A 21,577-nucleotide genomic window follows, 5' to 3' on the forward strand; every position below is an offset into this window, starting at 1 on the left:
CAGACGACGACCACCCGGAACAGGGCGCTGCCAGCGGTCTGCCACCGTCCACGCACGTGCTCGCGCCTCCACCCTGGATTCCCCGGAACGCCCCCAGCGTGGCACACCACAGATCCCGCTGCGCGGGGCCACACCCCACCCCGCGCCCCGACAGGGGCGCGGGGAACTGCGCGAGAGTGGGGCAGATGCCGCGCGTACCCACTGCCCCGCAGGGCCCCGGAGGGTTTCGGGAAGGGGCGGGAGGGGACTGGCCCGCCGCAGGCGAAAACGGCGCCCCCGGGCTACGGGGCCGACCCCGGCCGGACGCTCAGCAGCCGTCGTACCCCGCCGTCGGCATCGACATCCGCCGGTGCACGCTCGCCTTCATCGCCGCGTCGTACGCGGGCTCGTCCAGCCCCGCCGTCTCCAACCGCACCCCGCGCCGCTCGCACTCGGCGGAGAACTCCCGCACCGAGCTGACCGCCCGCTCCAGCACCCGCTCGTTCGGCGCGACGAACAGCTCCACCTGCCCCGCCTCCACGTCCGCCCACAGCGCCCGGTGGTCGTGGCGCAGCCCGTAGACGAGGAGCTGGCGGGTCACGACGTACCCCTTGTCGGCGGCCCAGCGCGCGCACATCGCGTACTGGCTGCGCGTGTCCACCAGGAACGGCTCGCTGTCGAGCTCCTCCAGCGGCGTGAGGCTCGCGATCGCAGCGACTCGTACGTCGTCCATGGCGCTCGACCCTACTCCGATCGGGCGTCCGCGACGAGGCGCGCATTAGGCTCGTGGAGGACGGTCCGGGGTCCGGTACGGCCCCGGCACGAGAGGAGGCGCCGCGTGGCGGTGGAGGTCACCTGGTGGGGTCATGCCACCTGCACGGTCGAAGACTCCGGGACGCGGCTCCTCACCGACCCGCTCTTCGCCCGCCGCTTCGCGCACCTGCGCCGCCGCAGGGGCGAGGTCCCGCCCCCCGAGGCCGCCGTCGCCGACGCGGTGCTCGTCTCGCACCTGCACTCCGACCACCTCCACCTGCCCTCGCTCGCGCGCCTGGCCCGCAGGGGCCCCGGCACCCTGCTCGTGGTGCCGCGCGGCGCCACGCGGGCGGTGCCGGGACTGCGCAGGCTCGGGCTGCCGCTCACGGAGGTGGAGCCCGGCGACGAGGTCGCCGTCGGGCCCCTGCGCGTACGGGCCGTGCCCGCGCTGCACGACGGGCGGCGCCTGCCCGTCGGCCCGCACCGCTCGCCCGCGCTCGGCTACGTGATCAGCGGCGCCGCGCACACCTACTTCGCGGGGGACACCGGCCTCTTCGACGGCATGGCCGAGGCCGTGGGCGACGTCGACGTCGCCCTGCTGCCCGTCGGCGGCTGGGGCCCCTACCTCGGGCACGGCCACCTCGACGCGCGCCGCGCGGCCGAGGCGCTGACCCGGATCGCGCCGCGCGCCGCCGTGCCCGTGCACTACGGCACGTACTGGCCGATCGGCATGGACGGCATCAGGCCGCACGAGTTCCACGCGCCGGGCGACGAGTTCGTCCGGCACGCCGCGCGGCTCGCGCCCGGCGTCGCGGTGCACCGGCTGGCCCACGGCGAGCGCGCCAGACCCGAGGTCGCCCGGTGATCGGGGACATCCAGGAGGTCGTGGGGCAACTGCCCCCGGAGTCCACCCAGCAGGCGATCGGCTATCCGTCGCTCTTCCTGCTGGTGGCGTTCGGCGCGCTGGTGCCGGTCGTGCCGACCGGCGCGCTGGTCAGTTCGGCGGCCGTCGTCGCCGTCCACCAGACCTCGCCGTTCGCGCTGCTCTTCGTCTTCGCGGTGGCGTCCTTCGCCGCGCTGGTGGGGGACGTGGCGCTGTACTGGCTCGGCAGCCGGGGCGTCCGCTCCAGGAACGGCTCGCGCTGGCTGGAGTCGCTGCGCGACCGGGTGGCGCCCGAGCGGCTGTCCCAGGCGCAGGACAAGCTGCGCACGCACGGGGTGACCGTGCTGGTGCTGTCCAGGCTCGTGCCCGCCGGGCGCATCCCGATCATGCTGGCGTGCCTGCTCGCGAAGTGGCCGCTGCGCAGGTTCTTCCGCGGCGACCTGCCCGCGTGCCTGGCGTGGGCCGCGACGTACCAGCTGATCGGCATCCTGGGCGGCTCGCTCTTCGACGAGCCGTGGGAGGGGATGGTGGCGGCGGTGGCCCTGACCCTGCTGATCAGCGGGGTGCCGACGGTGTGGCGCAGGGTGCGGTCGCGGTACGCGTGAGAACGGGGCGCCCCGCGCGGGGCGCGACGGTGCCCTTCAGGCGCCCAGCACCCGCGAGCCGCCCACCGGCAGGTCCCACAGCCGGTCCCTGGCGTGCCCCGCCCGCTCCCACTCCGCCCGCACCCGCTCCAGCGGCTCAAGCACCGGCTCCGCCGACAGGACGAACGCCGCCCAGTGCATCGGCGCCATGGCCCGCGCGCCCAGGTCCTCGTACGCCCGTACCGCCTCCTCCGGGTCGGTGTGCACCGTGCTCAGCCACCAGCGCGGCGCGTACGCGCCGATCGGCAGCAGCGCCAGGTCGAGCCCCGGATGCCTGCGGCCGATCTCCCCGAACCAGTGGCCGTACCCGGTGTCCCCGGCGAAGTACACGCTGCGGCCCCCGCCGTCGCTCAGCACCCAGCCGCCCCACAGCGAGCGGCACGCGTCGAAGAGGGTCCGCTTGGACCAGTGGTGCGCGGGCACGAAGTCGAAGCGGACCCCGCCCAGCTCCGCCGCCTCCCACCAGTCCAGCTCGGTGACCTCGGTGAAGCGCCGCCGGGCGAACCAGCGGCCGAGCCCCGCGGGGACGAACAGCGGGGTGTCGCGCGGCAGCCGCCTGAGCGTCGGGGCGTCCAGGTGGTCGTAGTGGTTGTGGCTGATGACGACCGCGTCGATCCGCGGCAGCTCGGCCCAGGCCACGCCGACGGGCGTGAGCCGGGCCGGGGTGCCGAGGATCCGGCGGGACCAGACGGGGTCGGTGAGGACGGTGAGGCCGCCGATCCGCACGACCCAACTGGCGTGGCCCGCCCAGGTGACGGCGACGGTGCCGGGCTCCGCGGGCGGCAGCGGCGCGGGCGAGTACGGCAGCCGGGGGACGTCCCGCAGCCCTTCGGGGCCCGGCCGCATCGCGCCCTCGCGGGCGAGCCTGGCCATCGCGCGCAGCCCCGGGAGCGGGGCGGTGAGCCGGTCGGCGAAGGACGTGGGCCAGGCGCGGCGCACGCCCGGCGCTACAGGCCCTACGGGCTCTACGGTCCGTCCGGGCCGTTCGTGCGTCCCCGTACTCCCGTGTGTCCCCGTAGTCCCCTGCGTCCCCGTACTCCCGCGCGTTCCCGCGCGCCGCGCCGTCTCCGTCATCGAGGGCTCCCGTCATCGGAGGTGAGCGGCCCTACCCGAGTTCTGCGAAGGCCTCCCCGAAAATGCTCAGCGCTTCCCCGATGTGCGGCAATCCGAGGGGATCCACCGCGGTGAGGGACTCCAGGCGCTGCCCCGGCGTCGCCCCGAGCAGCGGGCCCGTCGCCAGCCGCACCCGCAGCGCGTCCAGCTCGTCGCCGAAGCGGTGGCCGCCGGGCGCCGGGGCGCCGAGCCGCGCGGTGAGGTACTCCTCCAGCTCCATCGCGTCGGAGACGCCGCGCGCCGCGAGCCCCGCGCGCAGCGGCTCCAGGTCCGCGTAGAGGTGGCGCCCCGCCTGCGGCGGACGGGCCAGCGCGCCGGACTCCAGCAGGGCGCGGTGCGCGGCGGCCGCGATCCCGGCGTGCAGCACGGCGGCGCGCCTGGCGCGGACCGCGACCGGGTCCGGCTCGGTGAGCGCGAGCGCGGCGGCGTTCGCGAGCGGGCCCGCCACGGCCGCGCCGATCGCGGCCAGCACGTCCAGGGCGCGCGCCCGCAGCGGGCCGGACCCCGGCAGCCGGGCCACGGCGACGGGCCAGGACGTCGGGGCGAGGGCACCGCGCAGGTCGCTCAGGACGGTGACGTGGCCGGGACACATCTCGGCGGGGCTGAGCAGCACCGTCTCGTGCGGCCTGTGCACCGTGTCGCGCCAGGTCTCGTCGCTGACGACGTGCAGCCCCTCGGCGACCGCCGCCTCGCACGCCTCGCGCAGCAGTTCGGGCGGCGCGATCGTGGCGGTCGGGTCGTCGGCGACGGAGAGCAGCAGGAGCCCCGGGCGCCCCCCTTCGGCCCGCACCCTGCGCACGGTCTCCAGGAGGGCGTACGGATCGGGCACGCCGCCGCACTCCGCCGGGGTCGGCACGTGGTAGGCGGGCCGCCCGAGCAGCCGCGCCTGCGGAGTCCACCACGCGGGGCACGGCCGGGGCACCAGCACGTCGCCGCCGTGCGCGGCGAGCAGCGCGAAGAGCAGCGGTCCCGCGCCCGCGGCGGCCACCACCTCGTCGGGGCCGCAGCGCAGGCCGCGCCGCGCCCAGTACCCCGCGGCGGCATCGCGGAGCGCGGCGCCGCCGCCGGGCGGCTCGGGCTCGGTGCGGTCGGCGGCGGCGGCGAGCGCTGCGGCCAGCTCGGGGAGCACGGGCAGCCCGGGTTCGGGCGCGGGCGGACCGTACCGGACGGGTCCACGGTCCTCCGCAGCCGTCCGTCGCATCCGCGCCTCCTGCCCTCGGGGACTTCGTGGGACGCGGGGGAGTCCATCGGATCCCCCGCACCCTCCCTTTATACGGAGTCGTACGGCGCTCCGCGCGGGCACGTGCGCTCCCGTCCCGCGCGGGCGCGCCTCAGACCACGCGCACCGGGTGCCGTACGACCGCGTCGAAGAGGTAGCCCTGGGTGTTGGGCACCGTCGTGGGCGGCTGGACGTTGCCCGCCGTGTCGGTGGCCCGCGCGAGGAGGTGACCCGGGCCTTCGGCCTTCGGCCGCCACGTGGTGGACCAGCGGGTCCAGGTGCCGTGCCGGGGCCGGTCGGTCAGCCGGGCGCGGTGCCAGTGCGCGCCGCCGTCCGTGCTGACGTCGACGTGCCGCACGGGCGCGGCGGCCGACCAGGAGCGGCCCGTCAGCCGGTGCGCGCGGCCGCCGGCCAGCTCGGCGCCGAGCGGCAGCTCCCAGGCGGACTTGATGGTCTGCCGGGTGATCGGCGCGCTGCCGCCCGGCGGGTACGCCGCGCCGAAGAGGCGGTAGGACTGCGTGTTCCACAGCGACTGGAGCGGGCGCGTGCTCACCTCGATGTCGCCCACCCACTTGATCGACGCGATGCCCACCCAGGCCGGGACCACGACGCGGACCGGGAAGCCGTGGTCGTACGGCAGTGGCGCGCCGTTCATCTCGTACGCGAGGATCACGTCGTCCAGCGCCTTGGCGGCCGGCAGCGGGCGGCGCACCCTGCCGTGGTCCACGCCGTCGGCGACGTACGGGGCGTCGAGCCCGCGCGGCATCACGTCCACCGCGTCGCCGCTGATCCCGGCGAGCCGCAGCACGTCGGAGAGCCGCGCGCCGCGCCAGCGGGCCGCGCCGATCCCGCCCAGCGTCCAGGCCGTGCCGGTGGCGGGCTGCCCCTGCTGGCTGCCGAAGAAGCTGCGGCCGTTGCCCGCGCACTCCACGACACACGTACGGGTGACGGCCGGAAGGGAGCGCAGCTGACCGTACGTGAGGGTGAACGGCCGCTGTCCGCGCAGCCCGTCGCCCCACACCGTCAGCCGCCAGTCCCGCTCGTCCAGCAGCGGCGTCGAGGTGTGGTTGCGGACGAAGAAGTGCGAGACGGGGGTGAGGGCGCCGGTGGAGCGCAGCGCGGCGAAGCTGGTCTCGGCGTTGGTGCCGCGCAGCGTGAACAGCTCGGGCGGCAGCGGCTTGTGGACGCCGGGCAGGCCGGGGGCGCCGAGGACACCGGGCGCGGGCGCGGGTGAGGCCAGCGCGGGAGTGGTGGCGGTGGCGAGCACGGACGAGGCGGCAAGCAGCTTCAGCACGTCGCGACGGGTGGGCACGGGGCTCCTCGGAAGACGGCGGGAGGGGGGTGGCGCGGCAGAGCATATGCGCGGAATCACCCCAACCGTCGGTCCGCAACAGGCCGTTCATCACACCGCAAGGCGTTCCCCGGATGCCGGGGACTCGCCGCCGTCGACTCCAACGGCACCGTCCACGCCCACCCCGCCCGCCGCGCCGAACCCGCCGAGTGGGCCTGGGCCCTCGCGCACTGCGTGCTCCACCTCGGCTTCGGCCACGAGATGCCGCACGCCGCCCTCCGCCACCAGGACCGCTGCGGCGCCCGCGACCCGTACCTCTTCAACGTCGCCGCCGACTTCGCCGACGCCCGCGACGTACCGGCGGCGCGCGTGGTGTTCTGCGACGCGGCCCCCTTCGACGCGGGCTACCTGCCGCCCGCCGAGATCGCCGGACGGGTCCGGGTCAGGGGGCGCGGCGGCACCGAACTCCAGCCGGGCGTCGACCTGCTCCAGCGCGCCGACGACTTCCCGTCGGCCGCACCCGTGCTGATCATCACCGACGGGTACTGCGACGTGCTGCGCGTGCGACGCGAGCACGCCTACCTGGTCCCGCAGGGCTCAGCGCTCCCGTTCACCCCGCGCGGCCCGGTCTTCCGGCTGCGCTGACCCGGCGGACCGCGGTGACCCGGCAGATCGCCCACATCCGCGCTCGCCCGCCGCTACGGTGAATGCACTGTGCGTAGCTCGGCCCAGGGACGCGCCGAGCGGGGCCGTGAGTCGGGAGGCGCCGGGTGGGCGGGGAACGGACTGACGGGGAACGGGCCGGTGGGGAGCGCAGCTCCGGGAGGAAGCCGGGAGGCGCCCGCCCCGGGGCCGAACGCCCCGGCGGCGCCTCGGGGCTGCCGCGGCTGCGGCTGGACGAGCTGCTCGAAGAGCTCGAAGTCCGCATCGACGCGGTGCGCGGCACCCGGGACCGGCTGCACAACCTGCTGGAGGCGGCCCTCGCGGTCGGCCGTGAGCTGGACCTCCCGCAGGTGCTGCGGCGCGTCGTCGAGGCGGCGGTGGTGCTGGTCGACGCGGAGTACGGCGCGCTGGGCGTCATCGGCGAGGGGCAGCGGCTCGCGGAGTTCCTGCCCGTCGGCATGGACGACGCGCTGCGCGAGCGCATCGGGGACCTGCCGTCGGGCCACGGCCTGCTCGGCGAGCTGATCAGGCACCCGGAGCCGCTGCGGCTGAGCGAGCTGTCCGAGCACCCCGCGTCCTCCGGCTTCCCGCTCGAACACCCGCCCATGCACACCTTCATCGGAGTTCCCGTCCGGGTCAGGGACGAGGTGTTCGGGAACCTCTACCTGACCGAGAAGCGCGGCGGCGCCGACTTCGACGACGAGGACCTGTCCGTCCTGTCCACGCTGGCCGTGGCCGCGGGCGTGGCCATCGAGAACGCCAGGCTCTACGAACAGGCGCGGCTGCGCGAGCGCTGGCTGGAGGCGAGCGCCGAGGTCACCAGCGGGCTGCTGTCCGGCATGGCCGAGGACGCGGTGCTCGAACTGATGGTGGAGCGCGCCCGGGAGATCACCTCCGCCGCGCTCGGCGTGGTCAACCTGGTGGAGGAGGGCGCCGATGCGGGCGAGGAACTGCGCGGGGCGTTCGCGATGGGCGACGCGGCCGACGTGCACCTCGGGCTGCTGCTGCCCCGCGAAGGGACGTTCGCCGGGGCGGCGCTGGCGACGGGCGAGCTGGTCACCACGCCGGACGTGCAGCACGATCCGCGCATCACCTACGGCCCCGTCCGCTGGAAGGGCCTGGGCCCCGCCGTCGCCGTGCCCGTGGCGACCAGCGAGGGCGTGCGCGGCGTGCTCGTACTGGCGCGCCGGGCCGGACAGCCCGTCTTCACCAGGGCGGAGACCGCGCCGCTCCTCGGCTTCGCCGGGCAGGCCGCGCTCGCCATGGAGCTGGCCGCCAGACGGCGCGACGCCGAGCAGGTGAGCCTCCTCGAAGACCGCGACCGGATCGCCCGCGACCTGCACGACCTGGCGATCCAACGGCTGTTCGCGACCGGGATGACCCTTCAGAGCGCACACCGTTTCGTACGCCACCCGGAGGCGTCCGAGCGGCTGAACAGGGCCGTCGACGACCTGGACACCACCATCAAGATCATCCGCTCGACCATCTTCGGGCTGCGCGGCCACGATTCGGCGACCGGCCACGACCCCGGGCTGCGGTCCCGCGCGACCAGGGCGGTCGAGGACGCGGTGCCCGCGCTCGGCTTCACGCCCTCGCTGCGGATGGAGGGCCTGATCGACACGGACGTGCCGCGCACCGTCGCGGACGACGTGGTGGCCGTGCTCGGCGAGGCGCTGGCCAACGCTGCGCGCCACGCCCACGCCACGCGCGTCGACGTGTCGCTCGTGGTGCGCAAGGGGCAGCTGACGCTCACCGTGCGGGACGACGGGGTGGGCGTGGACCACGACCACCGGGGCCGCCGCAGCGGCCTGCGCAACCTCACGGAACGCGCGGAACAGCTGGGCGGGTCCCTGCGGGTGGGCCCGGCGGGGGAGGACGGGGGTACGGCGGTGGAGTGGCAGGTGCCGGTGATCACATGAGGCGGGGCGGGCCCGGTCGGTCGATCCGGTGGGGCGGGCCGGGCCTGGGCCGGTGATCAGGTGGGGCGGACCGGGCATCCGTCGGTGATCAGGTGAGGCGGACCGGGCCCGGTCGGTCATCAGGTTGGGCGGGCCCGGCCCTCGTCGGTGCCCGGCGGGTCGTAGCGGCTGGCGATCACCGCCGCCTGGATGCGGCGCTGGACGCCGAGCTTCGCCAGCAGCCGCGAGATGTGGTTCTTGACGGTCTTCTCGGACAGGAACAGCTCCTTGCCGATCTGGCGGTTCGTCAGCCCCCGCCCGATCAGCGCGAGCACCTCGTGCTCGCGCGCCGACAGCCCGCCCGGCATCACCGGGTGGACCGGATCGCCCGCGGCCGAGTCCCGCACGGCCCCAGGACCGCCAGTCCCGCCAGGTCCGCCGGGCCTGCCCAGGCCGGCCAGCAGCCGCGCCTTCGACGCCGGATCCAGCAGCGAGGCCCCGGACGCGACCGTACGCACCGCCGCCACCAGGTCCGAGCCCTTGATCTGCTTCAGCACGTACCCCGCAGCCCCGGCCATCACGGCGTCCAGCAGCGCGTCGTCGTCGTCGAACGACGTCAGCATGAGGCAGGCGAGCCCCGGGACGCGCGACTTCAGCTCGCGGCAGACGGTGATGCCGTCGCCGTCCGGCAGCCGTACGTCGAGCACGGCCACGTCCGGGCGCAGCGCGGGCCCTCTGAGGAGCGCCTGCGCGCTGGTGGCCGCCTCGCCGACGACCTCGATGTCCGGCTCCGAGTCGAGCAGGTCCTGCACGCCGCGGCGCACCACCTCGTGGTCGTCGAGCAGGAAGACCCGGACTCCGGCGGGTGGCGCGGACGGCGTGGGCGGCGCGGGCGTACGTGATCCCGCGGGGTCCGGGGAATCGGCTGGAACGGTGGTGGACATCGCTGCTCCCGGAGGCGACGGCTCGACTGCCGGAAACCCTCCCCTCCGGGGTTCCCGGCAACCTGTTTCCTTCTGTTGTGCTCCTGCTGTGCCTTTCGTCGTGCTTTCTGCCGTGTCTCTCTTCTCAGGACCAGGGTGAGCGGTCGACAGGAATTACGGGAGGGGCCGAACGGACCCCGTTGGAGTAATGGGCTGCGTCCGGAGGAGGGGATCTCGGCGCGGCGCGGGCTGAGGAGGCGCGCTCCGGGGCACAGGAAGGCGCATGACCAACGCCTCCGGCCGCCGCGCCGCGCACCGATGCCGGGCAGCGCGTCCGGGTGCGACCGGGCGTCCGGGCACGGCGGCGCGTCCGGGCACGGCGACGCGTCCGGGTGCGGTCGTGCGCCTCGCGCTGCTGGTGCTGCTGGCGGCGCTCGCGGTGCTCGGGGTTCCGGGGAACGCGGGGGCGCAGTGCGGCGCGGCGGTGCCCGCCGTGCTCGGGGCGGCGGACGCGGAGGGGGAGCGCCAGGACGCGCCCTCGTCCGAGACGTCGACCTCGCTCTCCTCGTCCGCCTCGTCCGCGCGTCGCTCCGGCAGGCCCGGGGCGCGCGCCGAGGGGCGGGGCGCGACCACCGTGCACGCGGCGGCGGCGTGGGCCGGGGCCGACGGGAGGCACGGCGGGGGAAGGGCGCCGGGCCCGGGGCCGGGAGTCCTGGGGGTGCGGTGCGTGGTGATGCGCTGCTGAGGGGCCGGTGCCGCTCGACAGCCCGCATGACCCCCGTAGCCACAACCCCCGTAGCCAAAGGAACGCACAGCCATGCCCATCGACCCCTTCGCAGCCCTGAACGCGATGCTCCGCGCGGAGGCCGCGCGCCTCGACGAGACCACCCGCGCCCGCCCGCAGACACCCGAAACGGACCGCCCGGCGCGCTCGGAGCGCCCGTCGAAGGAGACGGCCCCGGAGAACGGCGCGGCCCGCACCCGACCGACGCACTGACGTCCGGCGGGAGACGGGACGGCTGAACCAGGGCGGTGCGCCGAGCAATCACGGCGCACCGCCCACCGCCCACCGCCCACCGCGCTACGCCGGGGCCGCGTCCGCCAACTCCCGCTCCAGCGGCGTCCGGTAGCGCGGCGTCACCCGCGCCCCGTCCAGCAGCGCCGCCGTCCTCGCCGCCTCCCCGGCCACCGCCGCCTCGCCGCGCGCGCCGATCTCCTCCAGCAGCCGGAACACCACCTCGCCGTCCGCGCGCTGCGCCCAGCCGCCCACCACCCGGCCGTTCCACCACACCGTGGGGCCGATGTTGCCGTTCCTGTCGAAGAGCGCCGCCACGTACTCGGGCGGCAGGTAGTGGTCCCGGTCCCTTCGGCCCATGGGCGTCGGGTCGAGGCCGGGCAGGAGCGCCGCCCACGGTCCGGGGTCGGGCGTCGTCCCGGTGTCGCCCGGCAGCACCCACCCGCTCGCGCCGCCCTCCAGCGCGACGCGCTCCGCGCCGTTCGCCGCGAGGGCCGCGCGTGCCGCCGTCAGCGTCCACCCCGTCCACCACTTCACGTCCGCCTCCGTCACCGGGCCGAACGCCGTCAGGTACGCCGCGACCAGCTCCGCCCGCGCCTCGGCCGTGCCCAGCTCCGGACGCGGCGCGGCGTGCGCCCAGGTGTACGTGCCCGAGATCCAGGTACCCAGCGGCCTGCCCCGCACGATGCTGCCCTCCATGCCCATCACGCGCAGCAGCCGCGAGCCGATCGCCTGCCGCGCCTCGTACGGCTTGCCCGCCGAGACCGTGAGGGTCTGTCGCAGCGCGGGGACGCGCGTGCCGAGCACGGCCCCGCCGCTCGGCCCGTGCTCCTCCAACGCCTTCAGCACGTCCCGCTCGGCCGCCGCGAGCCACGCCTCGTCCAGCCCGCCCTCCGCGGCGAACGCGGTCAGGCCGCGCCGCTCCTTGACCGCGGCCGGACCGGTCGTGGACGCCTGGAGCGCGGGCACCAGGCCGTCGGCGACCACGAACAGCGTGTGCCGCATGCCGTGCATCCGCACCAGGCCGCCGTCCTCGTGCAGGGCCGACTCGACCGCCGCCACCGAGGGCTCGGCGAGCCGGGCCGCCGCCGACAGGTGCACCGTCGCCGGGTCGGTGGCGTGCAGCGCGACCACCGCGTCGACCACGCCGCGCACGGTGGCGGCGCGGTGCGCGGGGGCGAGCAGTTGGCGCACGGCGATGCGGCGGCGGCGCTCGGCGTCGTCGACGAGGCGGACGGGGGCGGCGTCGGCTCGGGCGGTCACGCGGGGACTCCTCGGGGCGGGGGACGGGCCGTCCAGCTTCCCAGGGAACTAGGCCGCCACGTGTCCTAGATGAGGCGCGTCCTGGATGAGGCGTGCCACCGTCCGCCCGGTGAACAGGGCGCACCAGCCGCGATGACACCCCGGGACGTCTCCTACGCTGGGGCGCCATGACCCCGATCCCCACCGGCGCCCCCGACGACACCGTGCTCCTGCACACCGACGGCCGCGCCGGGCACATCACGCTCAACCGCCCCCGCGCCATCAACGCCCTCACCCACTCCATGGTGAACCGCGTCGACGAGGCGCTGACGGCCTGGGAGCACGACCGGGACGTCCGTACGGTCGTCCTCACCGGCGCGGGGGAGCGCGGCCTGTGCGCGGGCGGCGACATCCGCGCCATCCACGACGACGCGCGGGCGGGCGGCACGGCGTCGGCGGCGTTCTGGCGCGACGAGTACCGCCTCAACGCCCGCGTCGCCCGCTACCCCAAGCCGTACGTCGCCGTGATGGACGGCATCGTGATGGGCGGCGGCGTCGGCGTCTCCGCCCACGGCGGCGTACGGATCGTCACCGAGCGCTCCAAGGTCGCCATGCCCGAGACCGGCATCGGCTTCGTCCCCGACGTGGGCGGCACCCACCTCCTCTCCCGCGCCCCCGGCGAACTGGGCACCCACCTCGCGCTGACCGGCGCGGCGATCGGCGCCGCCGACGCCCTGCTGTGCGGCCTCGCCGACCACTTCGTCCCCTCCGAGCGGCTGCGCGTCCTGGTGGCCGAACTGGCCAGGGACGAGGCGGCGGACGTGGTGGCGCGCCACGAGACCGCGCCGGAGCCCGGCGCCCTCGCGGAGCGGCGCGCGTGGATCGACGCCTGCTACGCGGCGGACTCCGTCGCGGAGATCGTCGAACGGCTCCTGGACAGCGGGGTCCCCGAGGCGAAGGAGACGGCCGAAACCCTGCTGGCCAAGTCGCCCACGGCCCTGAAGACCACGCTCGCCGCGATGCGCGCCGCCCGCGCGCTGCCCACCCTGGAGCAGGTCCTGGAGCAGGAGTACCGCACCTCCTGCGCGGCCCTCGCCTGGCCCGACCTGGTGGAGGGCATCCGCGCCCAGGTGATCGACAAGGACCGCGCCCCCCGCTGGTCGCCGGCGACGCTCGCGGAGGTCTCCGACGCCTGGGCCGCGCGCGTCGTGACTCCGATCGGCTGAACACTCCCGGCGGGGCCCGCTCCTCCGTACGCTGGTGACGTTGTCCTGAGGCGCTGAGGAGTTGGAGCAGTTGAGCGTAGGCAGAATCGACGACGGGGTCGTGAACTACCACTCCCGCGGCGACGTGGTGAGCGTGGAGATCGAGGAGCGGGACGGCGACTTCCGCTCACTGCGCCCCGACCGGCCGGTGGCCAGTTTCGACCGGGTCTTCCAGCCGGTGAGCGAGGCGGCCGCCGCCGCCATGCGCGCGCTGCGGGAGACGCAGCCGGACGAGGTGACGATCCACTTCGGCATCAAGGTGACCGGCAGCGGGCAGGCCGTGGTGGCCAAGAACACGACGGACGCCCACTTCGAGATCACGCTCAGCTGGCGGCCGGGCGACCGGCCCGCGCCGAATGCGGAGGGACCGCTGCGGTGAAGGTGTTCATCAGCTGGTCGGGACCCCAGTCGAAGCTGATGGCAGAGTCGCTCAAGTCCTGGCTGAAGTACGTGATCCAGGCCATCGACCCCTTCGTCTCCTCGCTCGACATCGCCAAGGGCGACCGGGGGCTCAGGGTGATCGCGACCGAGCTGGAGCAGACCTCGCTCGGCATCATCTGCGTCACCCGCGAGAACAGCCAGGCGCCGTGGATCAACTTCGAGGCGGGCGCGCTCTCCAAGGCGCTCGGCGAGGCGCGGGTCATCCCGTGCCTGCTCGACCTCCCGGTCAAGGACCTCACGGGGCCGCTCGCCCAGTTCCAGGCGGCGTCCAGCGCCAGCCGCGAGGACGTCCTGGCGATGGTCCGCACGGTCCGCGACCACGTCAACCTCGGGGACCTGGACGACGCCAGGCTGGACGAGACGTTCGACCTCTTCTGGCCGCGCCTGGAGAAGGCGCTGAAGCAGGCCAGGGAACTGCCGGGGGCGTCGCCCGACGCCACGCCGGTGCGCGACACCGGGGACGTGTTGGAAGAGGTACTGGTCCTGACGCGACGTCAGGAAAGCGTGATGCGCACCCTGTTCGCGCGCCTCGACTCCTCCGCCCCGATGCTCAGGGTGAAGCCGGAGCGGGACGACCAGGTGCCGGCCGCCGACCGGAAGGCGCAGCGCCAGATCATCGACGAGCTGATCGGCCACCTCTCCGTCCCGCAGGACCGCGCGCTCAACTACCGGGTCATCACGGACCGGATCCCCGAGGAGTACCAGGTGGTGTACGAGGCCGGGGCGATCTCGAACTCCACCGCTGAGCTGCTCGCGCGGGAGGTGGACGAGTACGCGGAGGTCCGGGGCGTCCACGTCTCGGTCAAGTCGGAGGACGGCTACGAGATCATCGCTGGCCCCGACCGGGAGACCCTGCTGCTGCCGCCCGCACTCCCGCTGGCCCCGCACCGGGCCGGGCGGCCGGGCGACGGCGAATCCGCGACCGGGTCCTCCGCGGTTCCCGGGCCCTCCGCGGTTCCCGGATCCCCAGCGGCCTCCGGGGCCACCGAGGTCCCCGAGTCCTTCACGGCCACCGAGCGCTACACGGCCGCTGAGTGAGCGGACTGCCCGGCCGGGCGCTGCTGGCCAATCTGCGGCGCCCCAGCACCATCGCCCTGTTCACCCGCTCGTTCCTCGCCGCCCTCGGCCTCGTCGCGGGCGTGGTCGGGCTCGCGACGGGCCTGTTCCCCGACCTCACCCAGGAGTTCGGCGTCCCGATCCTCACGGGTGCACTGGCGGTCCCGCTCGGCTACGCGCTGTGGACGGCGTGGCCGCGCTCCTCGTACAGCAGGGAGTTCGGCGTTCCGACGACCCGGATCTCCGTGGTCGTCGGGGACCTCTTCGAACAGGACGGCCACCTGGTCATCGGAATGACCGACACCTTCGACACCGAGCCGCCCCGCATCATCGCCACCACGAGCGTGCAGGCGCAGTTCCTGGCCCGCGAGTACGGCGACGACAGGACCGCACTGGACGCGGACCTGGTGGGCGCGCTGCGCACGAAGCCGGTCGTGGGCCGGGAGACGCGGGAGACGAAGCCGCTGGGCAAACTGGACCGCTACCCGCTCGGCACGGTGGCGGTCCTGAGGAACGAACGACGCACGTACTACGGCCTGGCGTACAGCCGGATGACCGAGGACTGCGTCGCGGAGTCCAGCGTCTCGCGCATCTGGGACGCGCTGGCGGCACTCTGGCCGACCGTCCGGACCTCGGGCGACCTGGGCACGCTCAACATCCCGGCGATCGGCCTGGGCCTGGCCCGCCTCTCGGGCCAGATCTCCCAGGCGGACCTGGTGCACCTGATAGTGATCTCGTTCCTGACGGCATCGAGGGAGCGGGTGGTCACGGAACACCTGCGCATAGTCCTGACCCCGGAGAGCGCGGTCCACACCGACCTGCGAAGGCTGTCGGCCTACCTGGAGGCGCAGTAACGGCGGCGCAGTAGCGGCGGCGCCTCCATTACCTCTCGGGTAATCGACCCCCGCCGGCCCGCCCGGCATGGTTGTCGTACCGGGACTCGGGCGGCGCACTCCGTCCGAGTCCGCGGTCCTGACCTGCACGTACGACTCCGACGGAGGCGATCCACCATGTCGTCAGCCCTGCTCTCCGGCCTCTCCCGTACCGCCGAGCCCGTCGCCTCCCTGCGGCGCTTCCTGGCTCTCGACGCGGTCGTCACCGGGGCCAACGGCCTCGTGTACGCCGCCCTGTCGGGGCCCGTCGCCGAACTGCTCGGGGTCGGGCGGGGGCTCGTGCTCGGGATCGGGGTCTTCCTGCTCCTGTACGCCGCCGACGTCGCCTGGCTCGCCACGCGGCGCGAGCCCTCCGCCTTCCTCACCAAGCTGGTGATCGAGGCCAACTACGCCTGGGCGGTCCTCTCGGTCGTCGCGCTCTTCGCCTGGTTCGACGCGACCGCCGTCGGGACGTTCTGGATCCCGGCCCAGGCGGCCGTCGTCGCGGGGTTCGCTGTCGTCCAGCAGATGGCGCTGAAGGCGACGGGGCGTTAGGACGCCAGCGTCCTGAGGTACTTCGCCGTCGCCGGGTCGGCCGGGAGCAGCGTCTCGATGGCCAGCTCGGCGACGGTCACGTCCATCGGGGTGTTGAACGTCGCGATGGACGAGACGAACGACAGCACCTGGCCGCCGTGTTCGACGACCATCGGGAGCGCGAAGTGGGCGTACGGCTCCGGCTCCACCGTACGGTCGAAGGCGTCCGCGCCCTCCGGCGCCGGGTACGCGGCGACCTCGTCGTACACCGCGCGCAGCGGCTCGTACCTTGCCAGGGCGATCTGCCGCTCCATCTGGTGGAGCAGATGGGCGCGCCACTCCCGGTAGTTGAGCAGCCGGGACGCCAGGCCCTCCGGGTGGAGGGCCAGGCGCATGGCGTTCAGCGGGGCGGTCAGCAGGTGCTCGGGCACCCCGTCGAGCAGCGCCATGATGCCCCGGTTGGCCGCGACCACGTTGTACGCCGCGTCCACCACGAGCGCCGGGTAGGGCTCGTAGCCCTCCAGGAGGCGCGCGATGCCCTCGCGCAGCGCCGACATCGACGGGTCGTCCAACGTGGTCTCGGCGTAGCGGGGGGCGTAACCCGCCGCCAGGAGCAGGCCGTTGCGGTCCCTCATCGGCACGTCCAGGTGGTCGGCCAGCTTGAGGATCATCTCCTCGCTGGGCCGGGAGCGGCCGGTCTCCACGAAGCTGATGTGGCGGGCGGAGGAGTCGGCGCGCAGGGCCAGCTCCAGCTGGCTCAGCCGCCGCCGCTCGCGCCAGCCGCGCAGCAGGGGGCCCACTCCGGTGGCGGGCGCGGGCGCGGGTGCGGCAGTCGTCATGCCTTCGACCGTAACCGATCAAACGCGCGGGCGTCTGCGGGGATTCGGGGACGCCCCCACCGGGCGCCGGGGGTCAGTGGCGCTCGGGGAACCTCGGCAGCTCGGTCACCAGCGGCGGTACGGGACTCAGCAGCACCTCCCGCAGCACGCGCGGCGCGAACAGCGAGACGAGCGGCGCCTTCAGGAACAGCACGTCGCGAATCGCCGCGCCCACCACGGGGTTTCCCGAGGCGCGCGCCAGGATGCGGCCCAGGTACCAGTCGACGGGCACGTCGGCGGCCCGCGCTCCCGACGCGTTGCCCGTGGTCCCCGGCATCGCCTTGTCGGCGCCCGTCGCGACGTCCCACGCCTGCCGCGTCGCCGTGAACAGCGCCCGCTGCGCGCGGCGCGTGGTGGGCGCGCGGCCCCGGTCGGCCAGCACGTCGCGCAGCGCGAGCGCCCCCAGCGCGGCCACCGTCATGCCCTGCCCGTGCACCGGGTTCACCGCGCTGAGCGCGTCGCCCACGACCAGGAACCCGGCCGGGCGGCGCCCCGAACGGTCGTACCTGCGGCGGACGTTGGCGGTCCTGCGGTAGCCGTGCACCGGGGAAGCGGGCTCGCCCTTGGCCGCCCAGTCGTGGACCACCGGGTGCGGCAGCAGGTCGGCGAAGCGCGCGAAGCCCTCCTCGTCGGTGGGCGGCGCGCCGTCCCGGAAACCGGAGAGCGTCACGATCCAGCGGTCGCCCTCCAGCGGGAGCACCACGGCCCCGCGCGGCCGGCCGGGATCGGGGACGACGTAGACGCCGCTGTACGTGCCGGGGTGGTCGGGCGGCGGGGCGCGGAAGATCCGGGTGGCGTAGCCGAGGCCCGAGTCGACGGTCTCCTCGGCGGGCGGCTCGGCGCCCAGTTCGGCCAGCCACTGCGGGGCGCGGCTGCCCCGGCCGGTCGCCTCGACGACCAGGTCGGCCGTCAGGACCTCGGCATCGGCGGTCCCGGCGGCCCCGGCGGCCCGGGTATCCCGGGTCCGCACCCGCACGCCCCTGACCCGGGACGCGTCGCCGACCAGGCCGATCGCGTCGGTGGACTGCCGGACCTCGATCCGCTCGTGGGCCAGCACCCGGCGGCGCACCAGCCACTCGGTGAACGGGCGGGACGCGGAGACCAGATGGGCGGTGCCCTCGGTGCGCCGCTGCCAGCCGCCCGACTGCCAGAGCACCACGTCGTCGGGCATGCCCACGCGGTGCGCGCCCCCGTCGACCAGCTCCCGGGCGAAGCCGGGGAGGAGTTCGTCCAGGGCACGCAGCCCGCTCTCCAGCAGGATGTGGGTGTGTCTGCCGTGCGGGACCCCGGCGCGCGGCTCGGGCCCCTCGGGGTAGCGGTCGCGCTCGATCACGGTCACCCGGTCGGCGTGCGCGGCGAGCACGTGTGCCGTGAGGAGCCCGGCGAGACTGCCGCCCATGACGATCGCGTGACGCTTTCCCTGTGTCATGAGTGGATCGTGTCAGTACCCGTGCTGGAGTGGCAGGCCGGGTGTCATACTCGTGCCACCTGCCGGCCCACCGGAGGGAGTCGGGCGATGCCCACGGAACCGCTGTCCCAGAAAGAGATCGAGGACCGGCTGCGCGAGCTGCCGGGATGGACGCTGACGGGAGACCGGATCGGTCGCTCGTACCGCCTCGCGAACCATTTCGCCGCGACCGCCCTGGTCGTCCACGTCGCGGGGATCCAGGAGGAGTTGGGCCACCACTCCGAACTGACCCTCGGCTACGACACCGTGACGCTCGCGGTGCACACCCACGACGCGGGCGGCGCGGTCACCGAGAAGGACTTCGCGCTCGCCCAGCGCGTCGAGGAAGCGGCGCGCGGCCACGGCGCGCACTGACGGGCAGGGGCCGTAGCGGTGGTACGGGGGTACGTGGTGCCCCCGTAGCCGTACGGGGGCACGTGGTGCCCGTACCGCTACCGGCCCTGCCCCGTGTGCCCGTACCGCTACCGGCTCCGCCCCGCTCAGTCCGACGCGCCGAACCTCGGGTGCTCCGCCAGCCACCGCGCGTACGTCTCGCTGCGCGCCACCGCCTCGGCGTACGCCGCGCGGGTGTGCCCCGACACCGCGCCCGCCGCGTCCGCCGCCGGGGCGTCCGGGTGCCAGCCCAGCAGGTGCCGCCAGGCCAGCGGCGCCCCGGCCAGCGGACGGGTCACGAGGCCCGGGGTCGGCGGGAAGGTCGCCCGGCACAACCCCACCGCGCGGCCCACCTGGACCAGGTGCACGCAGGACGCGGTGTCCGTCTCGTACACCTGGGAGGGCGTGAAGCCAGCCCGGGTGCACGCCGCGTTGAAGCAGTCCGCGAAACAGCCCTCGCCCGGCACGTTCGTCCAGCACTCGTCGGCGAGCCAGGACAGCTCCAACTCCTCCTTGCCCGCGAACCGGTGGCCGTCGGGGAGCATCACGAACACCGGGTCCGTACCGACCACCTGCCAGCGCAGCCGCTCCGCCTCGGGCGGCGCGCTCTCGCCGCACGTGCCGATCAGCGCGAAGTCCAGCCGCCCCGCGACGAGCATCGAGCTGATCTCGCTCACCGACCAGGAGGTGTACGTGGACACGGGCGCCGACGGACGGGCCGTCGCCAGCCGGTCCACCACCCCGCCCAGCAGCGGGCCGTGCGTCCCGCCGAGCCTGAACCGGTCCAGGCGCTCCACGGTGTTGGCGAACCGCACCGCCTCCTCCTGGAGTTCGCGCACGGCGGGCAGCAGCACCCTGGCCCGCTCCAGGACCAGCTCGCCCAGGAGCGTGGGCCGCGCCCCGGTGTGGTCCCGGTCGAAGAGCGGTCCGCCCAGGGCCTTCTCGATGCGCCGCAACTGCGTGGAGAGCGCGGGCTGGGCGAACCCCAGAGCGGTGGCCGCCTTGGTGAGGCTGCCCGCGTCCGCGATGGCCCTTATCGTCCGAAGGTGACGCAACTCCAGCTCCATACCGGCAAGTTATGGCCCCTCGGCCGCACCGGCAATACGTGTGCGTCACATCGGCGTCACCCGCACGTCTCCGCACGCCCTGGAGCCCCCGGCTCCGGGCAGCCCCTTCAGGCCCCCCAGACACCCGCTGCCGCCGCCCCGTCGGCGAACTCCGCGAAGTCCTTCGGGTCCCGGCCCAGCACCTGCTTCACGCCCTCCGTCGTCGAGGAGTTGTGGCCGTCCAGCAGCGTCCCGAACAGCTCCGCCAGCCACACCGCCTCGCCCCGGGGCATCCCGAACCCCTCCAGCGCCGCCGCGTACTGCTCCGGCGTCACCGGCACGTAGCGCACCGCGCGCCCCGTCGCCCGCGACAGCTCCGCCGCCACCTCGTCGAAGGTCAGCGGCCTCGGCCCGGTCACCTCGTGCACCCCGCCCCGCTGCCCGTCCCCGGCCAGCACCGCGACGACCACGTCCGCCAGGTCGTCCGCGTCCACGAACGGCTCCGCCGTCCGCCCCGCGGGGAAGACGAGCTCACCCGTCGCGAGGCCCTCCGCCAACGGCCCCTCGCTGAAGTTCTGCGCGAAGAACGCCGCCCGTACGACCGTCACCACCACGCCGTCCGCCGCCTCCCGCAGCGCCCGCTCGGCCACCACGGCCTCGGGCTCGCCCCGCCCCGAGAGCAGCACCACTTCGCGCACCGCGCACCGCGCCGCGATCCGGCCCAGCTCCCGCAGCGCGTCGGGGGCGGTCGGCGCCGCCAGGTCCGGGTAGTACGCGACGTACGCCGCGTCCGCGCCGGTCAGCGCCGGCTCCCAGGTCGAGGGGTCGTCCCAGTCGAAGCGCACGTCGCCCGCGCCGCGCGACCCGGACCTGACGTCCAGGCCCGACTCCCGCAGCCGCTCCACCACGCGACGGCCGGTCTTGCCCGTGCCGCTCGTCACGAGCACGGTCCGCCCGCCGTTCCCGCTGTCCGTTCCGCTGTTCCTCGTGTTCGTCGTCATGACCACAGACTGGCCCCCGACCCCCGGCGCCCTCCATGGCCCAGAAGCTCAGCCGCATGCGCCTGCGTCTACGCTTTCGGCATGGACGCACTCGCCGGACTCCTGGACGGGCCGCGGGCCAGGGGGGCCTTCCTGCTGCGCATGGTGATGGAACCGCCCTGGTCCGTGCGGATCGAGGACCGGGCTCCGATCTGCCTCATGTCGATGGCCAGGGGCGAAGCCTGGATCGTGCCCGACGGCGGGGAGCCCGTCAGGCTCGTAGCCGGGGACGTCGCGGTCGTGCGCGGCCCGGAGGCGTACACCGTCGCGCACGCGCCGGACGCCGAACCGCACGCCACCGTCGGCCCCGGCGGGGTGTGCACCACCCTGCGCGGGGAGCCGCTGGCCCAGTCGATGAACCTCGGCGTGCGCACCTGGGGCAACGCCCCCGACGGCTCGGCGACCATGCTGATCGGCACGTACCTGCTCGCGGGCGAGATCAGCGGACGCCTCCTCGACGCGCTGCCGCCGCTGCTGCTGCTCCCCGCCGAGGTGTGGAACTGCCCGCTGATGCCGCTGCTCGACGAGGAGATCGCGCGCGACGAGCCGGGCCAGAGCGTGGTCCTGGACCGGCTCCTGGACCTGCTGCTGATCGCGGTGCTGCGCGCCTGGTTCTCCCGGCCGGGCGCACGGCCGCCCGCGTGGTACGCCGCGATGGGCGACCCGGTCGTGGGGCAGGCGCTGCGGCTCCTCCAGAACGACCCGGCGCACCCCTGGACGGTGGCCGCGCTCGCCGCGAAGACCGGCGTTTCCCGGGCCGGACTCGCCCGCCGCTTCACGGAGTTGGTGGGCGAGCCGCCGATGGCCTACCTGACGGGGTGGCGGCTCGCGCTCGCGGCCGATCTGCTGCGCGAGACGGACGCCACGATCGAGGCGGTGGCGAGGAAGGTCGGCTACGGCGGGTCGTTCGCGCTCAGCGCGGCGTTCAAGCGGGTGCGGGGAGTGAGCCCGCAGGAGTTCCGGGGCAAGTGAACGGGCCCCG

General features: G+C 75.0%; 22 protein-coding genes and 1 pseudogene. 13 read left to right on the forward strand and 10 right to left on the reverse strand.

The annotated features are described in order from the left end of the window. Positions 1–307 precede the first annotated feature (307 nt). Positions 308–712, reverse strand: coding sequence for a hypothetical protein (locus tag ACIBNE_RS00610; RefSeq protein ID WP_399267915.1), 405 nt, complete (start codon positions 710–712; stop codon positions 308–310). 105 nt (positions 713–817) lie between these two features. Here ACIBNE_RS00610 and ACIBNE_RS00615 point away from each other — a divergent pair, with 105 nt between their 5' ends. Together ACIBNE_RS00615 and ACIBNE_RS00620 are read left to right on the forward strand one after the other, a co-directional pair. Next, positions 818–1,597 (forward strand): MBL fold metallo-hydrolase, encoded by a 780-nt coding sequence (locus ACIBNE_RS00615; RefSeq protein ID WP_399267917.1) that lies wholly within the window; start codon positions 818–820, stop codon positions 1,595–1,597. Then, positions 1,594–2,220: a DedA family protein gene (locus tag ACIBNE_RS00620; RefSeq protein ID WP_399267919.1), complete on the forward strand. Its 627-nt coding sequence runs from the start codon at positions 1,594–1,596 to the stop codon at positions 2,218–2,220. Before ACIBNE_RS00615 ends, ACIBNE_RS00620 begins: the two co-directional genes overlap by 4 nt. 36 nt (positions 2,221–2,256) lie before the next feature. Here ACIBNE_RS00620 and ACIBNE_RS00625 read toward each other — a convergent pair whose 3' ends face one another. The 3 genes from ACIBNE_RS00625 to ACIBNE_RS00635 all read right to left on the reverse strand — a co-directional run bounded on the left by ACIBNE_RS00625 (position 2,257) and on the right by ACIBNE_RS00635 (position 5,951). Continuing rightward, the gene (locus tag ACIBNE_RS00625; RefSeq protein WP_399267921.1) at positions 2,257–3,333 is read right to left on the reverse strand and encodes an MBL fold metallo-hydrolase; all 1,077 of its coding nucleotides are present in this window, start codon (positions 3,331–3,333) and stop codon (positions 2,257–2,259) included. Positions 3,334–3,364: 31 nt separating this feature from the next. After that, positions 3,365–4,573, reverse strand: a complete 1,209-nt coding sequence (locus tag ACIBNE_RS00630; protein ID WP_399267923.1) for an aminotransferase class I/II-fold pyridoxal phosphate-dependent enzyme — start codon at positions 4,571–4,573, stop codon at positions 3,365–3,367. A 130-nt stretch (positions 4,574–4,703) separates the two neighbouring features. Further along, the gene (locus ACIBNE_RS00635; RefSeq protein WP_399269979.1) at positions 4,704–5,951 is read right to left on the reverse strand and encodes a sulfite oxidase; all 1,248 of its coding nucleotides are present in this window, start codon (positions 5,949–5,951) and stop codon (positions 4,704–4,706) included. A 261-nt stretch (positions 5,952–6,212) separates the two neighbouring features. Between ACIBNE_RS00635 and ACIBNE_RS00640 the strand changes: the two are divergent. Continuing rightward, positions 6,213–6,527 (forward strand): annotated as a pseudogene (locus ACIBNE_RS00640) (hypothetical protein); the annotation flags it as partial. Between the two features lie 233 nt (positions 6,528–6,760). Beyond that, positions 6,761–8,464, forward strand: a complete 1,704-nt coding sequence (locus tag ACIBNE_RS00645) for a GAF domain-containing sensor histidine kinase (protein ID WP_399269981.1) — start codon at positions 6,761–6,763, stop codon at positions 8,462–8,464. A gap of 119 nt (positions 8,465–8,583) precedes the next feature. Here the strand turns inward: ACIBNE_RS00645 and ACIBNE_RS00650 are convergent, their stop codons facing one another. Further along, positions 8,584–9,387, reverse strand: coding sequence for a response regulator (locus tag ACIBNE_RS00650; RefSeq protein WP_399267925.1), 804 nt, complete (start codon positions 9,385–9,387; stop codon positions 8,584–8,586). Between the two features lie 262 nt (positions 9,388–9,649). Between ACIBNE_RS00650 and ACIBNE_RS00655 the strand changes: the two genes are divergently transcribed. Both ACIBNE_RS00655 and ACIBNE_RS00660 read left to right on the forward strand, forming a co-directional pair. After that, positions 9,650–10,111 carry a hypothetical protein gene (locus ACIBNE_RS00655; protein ID WP_399267927.1) on the forward strand — a complete coding sequence of 154 codons (462 nt, stop codon included), beginning with the start codon at positions 9,650–9,652 and terminating at the stop codon, positions 10,109–10,111. Positions 10,112–10,183: 72 nt separating this feature from the next. Then, positions 10,184–10,363 (forward strand): hypothetical protein, encoded by a 180-nt coding sequence (locus ACIBNE_RS00660; protein ID WP_399267929.1) that lies wholly within the window; start codon positions 10,184–10,186, stop codon positions 10,361–10,363. A gap of 84 nt (positions 10,364–10,447) precedes the next feature. Here the strand turns inward: ACIBNE_RS00660 and ACIBNE_RS00665 are convergent, their stop codons facing one another. Further along, positions 10,448–11,644 carry a winged helix DNA-binding domain-containing protein gene (locus ACIBNE_RS00665; RefSeq protein ID WP_399267931.1) on the reverse strand — a complete coding sequence of 399 codons (1,197 nt, stop codon included), beginning with the start codon at positions 11,642–11,644 and terminating at the stop codon, positions 10,448–10,450. A 167-nt stretch (positions 11,645–11,811) separates the two neighbouring features. Here ACIBNE_RS00665 and ACIBNE_RS00670 point away from each other — a divergent pair, with 167 nt between their 5' ends. From ACIBNE_RS00670 to ACIBNE_RS00690, 5 genes are all read left to right on the forward strand, one after another. Then, positions 11,812–12,849, forward strand: coding sequence for an enoyl-CoA hydratase/isomerase family protein (locus ACIBNE_RS00670; protein ID WP_399267933.1), 1,038 nt, complete (start codon positions 11,812–11,814; stop codon positions 12,847–12,849). A 70-nt stretch (positions 12,850–12,919) separates the two neighbouring features. Next, positions 12,920–13,267, forward strand: coding sequence for a CU044_2847 family protein (locus ACIBNE_RS00675; RefSeq protein WP_399267935.1), 348 nt, complete (start codon positions 12,920–12,922; stop codon positions 13,265–13,267). Next, positions 13,264–14,367 carry a hypothetical protein gene (locus ACIBNE_RS00680; RefSeq protein WP_399267937.1) on the forward strand — a complete coding sequence of 368 codons (1,104 nt, stop codon included), beginning with the start codon at positions 13,264–13,266 and terminating at the stop codon, positions 14,365–14,367. Before ACIBNE_RS00675 ends, ACIBNE_RS00680 begins: the two co-directional genes overlap by 4 nt. Next, positions 14,364–15,239: a macro domain-containing protein gene (locus ACIBNE_RS00685; protein ID WP_399267939.1), complete on the forward strand. Its 876-nt coding sequence runs from the start codon at positions 14,364–14,366 to the stop codon at positions 15,237–15,239. The genes ACIBNE_RS00680 and ACIBNE_RS00685 overlap by 4 nt, the downstream gene beginning before the upstream one ends. Positions 15,240–15,395: 156 nt before the next feature. After that, positions 15,396–15,812: a hypothetical protein gene (locus tag ACIBNE_RS00690; RefSeq protein ID WP_399267941.1), complete on the forward strand. Its 417-nt coding sequence runs from the start codon at positions 15,396–15,398 to the stop codon at positions 15,810–15,812. Here ACIBNE_RS00690 and ACIBNE_RS00695 read toward each other — a convergent pair. Together ACIBNE_RS00695 and ACIBNE_RS00700 are read right to left on the reverse strand one after the other, a co-directional pair. Continuing rightward, positions 15,809–16,630, reverse strand: coding sequence for a helix-turn-helix domain-containing protein (locus ACIBNE_RS00695; RefSeq protein ID WP_399267943.1), 822 nt, complete (start codon positions 16,628–16,630; stop codon positions 15,809–15,811). The genes ACIBNE_RS00690 and ACIBNE_RS00695 overlap by 4 nt on opposite strands. 73 nt (positions 16,631–16,703) lie before the next feature. Beyond that, complete coding sequence (locus ACIBNE_RS00700; RefSeq protein ID WP_399267945.1) at positions 16,704–18,098, reverse strand: NAD(P)/FAD-dependent oxidoreductase; 1,395 nt, start codon at positions 18,096–18,098, stop codon at positions 16,704–16,706. A gap of 87 nt (positions 18,099–18,185) precedes the next feature. Between ACIBNE_RS00700 and ACIBNE_RS00705 the strand changes: the two genes are divergently transcribed. Beyond that, positions 18,186–18,491: a 4a-hydroxytetrahydrobiopterin dehydratase gene (locus ACIBNE_RS00705; protein ID WP_399267947.1), complete on the forward strand. Its 306-nt coding sequence runs from the start codon at positions 18,186–18,188 to the stop codon at positions 18,489–18,491. Between the two features lie 125 nt (positions 18,492–18,616). On the opposite strand, the gene ACIBNE_RS00710 is transcribed toward ACIBNE_RS00705, so the two are convergent. After that, positions 18,617–19,576: a LysR substrate-binding domain-containing protein gene (locus tag ACIBNE_RS00710; RefSeq protein ID WP_399267949.1), complete on the reverse strand. Its 960-nt coding sequence runs from the start codon at positions 19,574–19,576 to the stop codon at positions 18,617–18,619. A gap of 107 nt (positions 19,577–19,683) precedes the next feature. Beyond that, the gene (locus ACIBNE_RS00715) at positions 19,684–20,556 is read right to left on the reverse strand and encodes an NmrA family NAD(P)-binding protein (protein ID WP_399267955.1); all 873 of its coding nucleotides are present in this window, start codon (positions 20,554–20,556) and stop codon (positions 19,684–19,686) included. Positions 20,557–20,637: 81 nt separating this feature from the next. Here ACIBNE_RS00715 and ACIBNE_RS00720 point away from each other — a divergent pair, with 81 nt between their 5' ends. Further along, entirely contained in the window at positions 20,638–21,567 is a 930-nt protein-coding gene (locus ACIBNE_RS00720; RefSeq protein WP_399267957.1) for an AraC family transcriptional regulator, read from the forward strand. Positions 21,568–21,577 lie beyond the last annotated feature (10 nt).

The organism is Streptomyces sp. NPDC050504, assembly GCF_044458065.1.
GTDB lineage: Bacteria > Actinomycetota > Actinomycetes > Streptomycetales > Streptomycetaceae > Streptomyces.